This is a genomic window from Variovorax sp. P4_D9, assembly GCF_056401695.1.
The window spans coordinates 1-3175 of record NZ_JBFUIU010000947.1; the positions used below are offsets into that span (position 1 = coordinate 1).

Below are 3175 nucleotides of genomic sequence, written 5' to 3' on the forward strand. Positions count from 1 at the left end.
AGCGCGGTGTGCTGGATGTCGCCGCTGGCGTAGATCTGCTCGGCGCACATTGACCCGCTCCCGTCGCATGGACGATTTCGGACGCTAAAAGCGATTTGCCGCCCGCCGTGCGACGACTTTCTCCTTGTCCGCTGCTTTTTCCCGCGGGGCCGCCGCCTTCCGTGGAGCGCGTTTGGCCGGCTTTCGCCGTCCCTTGAGGGATTCGATCAGGGAAAGGGCTTCCTTGTCGAATTTCGCGTTGTCGTCGGGCATGGCGGCCTCCGGAGGATGCGAGGGTCGGATGGTACGACGATACTGACTTCGCTGCCCAGGTCACTCTGCGCCAGCCACTCTATTGCATCGCACATCGCTCTGTGCTGCCACTTGACTGGACCTTGGCGGCCATGATTCACTATCATGCTGCATGTCGCATGACATGCACGTTGATCGCTACAGGCCCAGCAAGAGAGATCTTCGATGATTTCGAACGAGTTCGGCGCGACCCCAACCGTTGCGGATGAAAGCAGCACGGTCGTCGACGACGCGGAGGTGATATCTAAAACTCTGCCGTCCGCACAGATGCCCCTGAGTGCAGGGCGAGTGCAGGAGCAGGTCGATCACGTCCTGAACGTGATCCGCGGCTGTGTAATCAGGCAACCCATTCGAGCGGTACTGGTCGCTGCCGCAGGGGGTGCGGCACTGACCGCCCTGCTGGTTGCCTGGATGCACCGCGACAACATTTGAGGTGGGGCGGGGTAGTTGGGGACCTCCAGTTGCTCGGTGGTTGTGCCATTGAAGTTCGCTTCGAACTCGTAGGTCACGTCGCGTAGCGGTGGGAACAGCTGGAGCGGCCGTTGTGGCTTGCCAGGCTACGACAGCCCAGTCAGATTCAGTTTTTCGTCGGGCCGCGCCTCCCCGAATCCATCATCCGCGCGACCGCGCTCACCTGGGCGGCGCCAGCCCGAGAGTAGCCCGTCACCGTGTCCGCACTGTGATGGCCTGTCATGGCCATCGTTTCTTGCATTGACCCGCCTCGGTGACGAACCCCGAGCGCAGCGAGTGGGCTGAGAAGTCGTCCCTGACGCCCGAGAGCGCACATCGCGCCTTGACGATGTCGCTGATGGCCGTCCCGGAAGGCCGTCTTCGCCGAGCTTCCCGCCCTTGTGGATCCGGCGGAAAAGGGGGCCCGAGGTGATCCCGCTCGCCTTCAGCCAAGCGTCCTGGAGGTCAAGGACGATATCAACCGGATGCTCCCGCCGATGCAGGCACCACGCCGTCCTGTGCTGGCGCCAAGTACTGAGGCACCTGCCCGCCGATGAGGCGCAATTCTTCCTTCAACGTGCCGAAACCGCGCAGGAGAATGAACAGCACGCGCTCGCATGCGGCGGTGAGTTCGGGGGTGTATCCGCCGACCTGCATTCCCGGACGTTGGGCCGCTTGAATCGAGTACTCGGGATGTCTAGATCAATGCCCGTAATCGGCGCTGGGCGCGGTCGAGTCCGACGACCAAGCGATTCTCGATACTTTCCGCCTCCGTGATTCGCTCGTCGAGCCATGCTGCATCCGTGCATCCGACTTGGGACATCTTCTGCATCATGACGCCGATGAGGGCGTTTTGATCCGTGATCAACCCATCCCAGAGGTCAATATCCGCCTGGGCGCCTTGTATTTCCACGTAGCTGGCCGTCATCGTTGTCTCCTGCGCGCCTGTCTGCATAGCGTAGCACTGCTCCCCCTCGGGAGGAGGAGGGCAAAGACGAAGGCGTGCTTTCATCGTCGGAAAGCGCCCGAACTAGTCGCCGGCCTCGAACGGCAGCTCGTGGCCGGCAGGGGCCCGTGGCAATGGGCGAGCCCTGAAAATGCGATCACCCCGAGAGTTCAGGCGGCTGCGTGCCGCCCATCAAGCGCGCCTTCAGGCAAGACCATCTTGTTCATGAAAATCGCGACCAGGCATAGCTTCGGCCTGGAGATCGGCAGGTTGCGCTTGAGGAGGCCAACGTTCGTTGGCCTCCTCAAGGTCCAGTTGGCGAAGGCCCAGCACCACGGCGTTGCATGCGATGGCGTCGCCGAGAACCCGCGCGAATCGGCAACCGCGAGGATTGTCTAGACTATGTCGAAGCGGCCAAGGTTCATCACCTTGGTCCACGCCGTGACGAAGTCCTTCACGAACTTCTCCTGCGCGTCCGAACTGCCGTAGACCTCGGCCAGGGCGCGCAGCACTGAATTGGAGCCGATGGCCAGGTCCACGCGCGTCGCGCTGCCCTTGCGCTCGCCCGTCTTGCGTTCAACTCCCTCGTACAGGTTGTTCTCGCCGGGCATAGCCTTCCAGGTCGTGTTCAGGTCGAGCAGGCGCACGAAGAACTCGTTGGTCAGCGTGTGCTCCTTCTGGCTGAAGATGCCGTGCTTGGTGGCACCGACGTTGGCGCCCAGCGCGCGCATGCCGCCCACGAGCACCGTCATCTGGGGCGCGGTCAGGGTGAGCAGCTGCGCCTTGTCGATCAGCAGCGCATCGGCGGGAACGTTGTAGTCCTTCTTGAGGTAGTTGCGGAAGCCGTCGGCCACCGGCTCGAGCACCGCCATGGCTTGCACATCGGTCTGCTCCTGCGACGCGTCCATGCGGCCAGGGGTGAAGGGCACCGTCACGTTGTGACCGGCGTTCTTGGCCCCCTGCTCGACGCCGGCGCAGCCGGCCAGGACGATCAGGTCGGCCATCGAGACCTTCTTGCCACCCGATTGCGCCTTGTTGAACTCGCTCTGGATTCCTTCCAGCGTCTTGAGCACCTTGGCCAGCTTGGTCGGCTCGTTGACTTCCCAGTCCTTTTGAGGCGCGAGGCGGATGCGGCCGCCGTCGGAGCCGCCCCGCATGTCGGAGCCGCGGTAGGTGGAGGCCGAGGCCCAGGCCGTCAGCACCAGGTCGGACACCGACAGGCCCGAGGCCAGCACCTTGGTCTTGAGCGCCGCGATGTCCTTGTCATCGATCAGGGGATGGTCGACCTTCGGAATCGGATCTTGCCAAATCAGCTCTTCGGCGGGCACTTCCGGGCCGAGGTAGCGCGAGCGCGGGCCCATGTCGCGATGCGTCAGCTTGAACCAGGCACGCGCAAACGCGTCGGCAAGCTGCTCGGGGTGCTCGAGGAAGCGCCGCGAGATCTTTTCGTAGGCAGGGTCGAAGCGCAGTGAAAGATCGGTGGTCAGC

6 protein-coding genes and 1 pseudogene are annotated in these 3175 nt (G+C 63.4%); 2 read left to right on the forward strand and 5 right to left on the reverse strand.

From position 1 onward, the window contains the following. Nucleotides 1-84: 84 nt before the first annotated feature. The gene (locus AC1DY5_RS48820; RefSeq protein WP_478121533.1) at nt 85-252 is read right to left on the reverse strand and encodes a hypothetical protein; all 168 of its coding nucleotides are present in this window, start codon (nt 250-252) and stop codon (nt 85-87) included. A 204-nt stretch (nt 253-456) separates the two neighbouring features. On the opposite strand from AC1DY5_RS48820, the gene AC1DY5_RS48825 reads away from it, so the two are divergent. After that, nucleotides 457-723, forward strand: coding sequence for a hypothetical protein (locus AC1DY5_RS48825; RefSeq protein ID WP_478121534.1), 267 nt, complete (start codon nt 457-459; stop codon nt 721-723). Nucleotides 724-868: 145 nt separating this feature from the next. On the opposite strand, the pseudogene AC1DY5_RS48830 reads toward AC1DY5_RS48825, so the two are convergent. The 3 genes and pseudogenes from AC1DY5_RS48830 to AC1DY5_RS48840 all read right to left on the reverse strand — a co-directional run. Then, nucleotides 869-1196: pseudogene (locus AC1DY5_RS48830) on the reverse strand (site-specific integrase); the annotation flags it as partial. A 22-nt stretch (nt 1197-1218) separates the two neighbouring features. Continuing rightward, a complete protein-coding gene (locus tag AC1DY5_RS48835) occupies nt 1219-1398 on the reverse strand; it encodes a hypothetical protein (RefSeq protein ID WP_478121535.1) in 180 nt (59 codons plus the stop codon). Nucleotides 1399-1438: 40 nt separating this feature from the next. Further along, on the reverse strand, nt 1439-1669 hold the full coding sequence (locus AC1DY5_RS48840; RefSeq protein WP_093102713.1) for a hypothetical protein: 231 nt from the start codon (nt 1667-1669) through the stop codon (nt 1439-1441). Nucleotides 1670-1912: 243 nt separating this feature from the next. Here AC1DY5_RS48840 and AC1DY5_RS48845 point away from each other — a divergent pair, with 243 nt between their 5' ends. Next, the gene (locus AC1DY5_RS48845) at nt 1913-2086 is read left to right on the forward strand and encodes a hypothetical protein (protein WP_478121536.1); all 174 of its coding nucleotides are present in this window, start codon (nt 1913-1915) and stop codon (nt 2084-2086) included. On the opposite strand, the gene AC1DY5_RS48850 is transcribed toward AC1DY5_RS48845, so the two are convergent. Next, nucleotides 2083-3175: peroxidase family protein (locus tag AC1DY5_RS48850; RefSeq protein ID WP_478121537.1), on the reverse strand; the 1093-nt coding region annotated here is incomplete at its 5' end. The two genes, AC1DY5_RS48845 and AC1DY5_RS48850, sit on opposite strands and share 4 nt — an antisense overlap.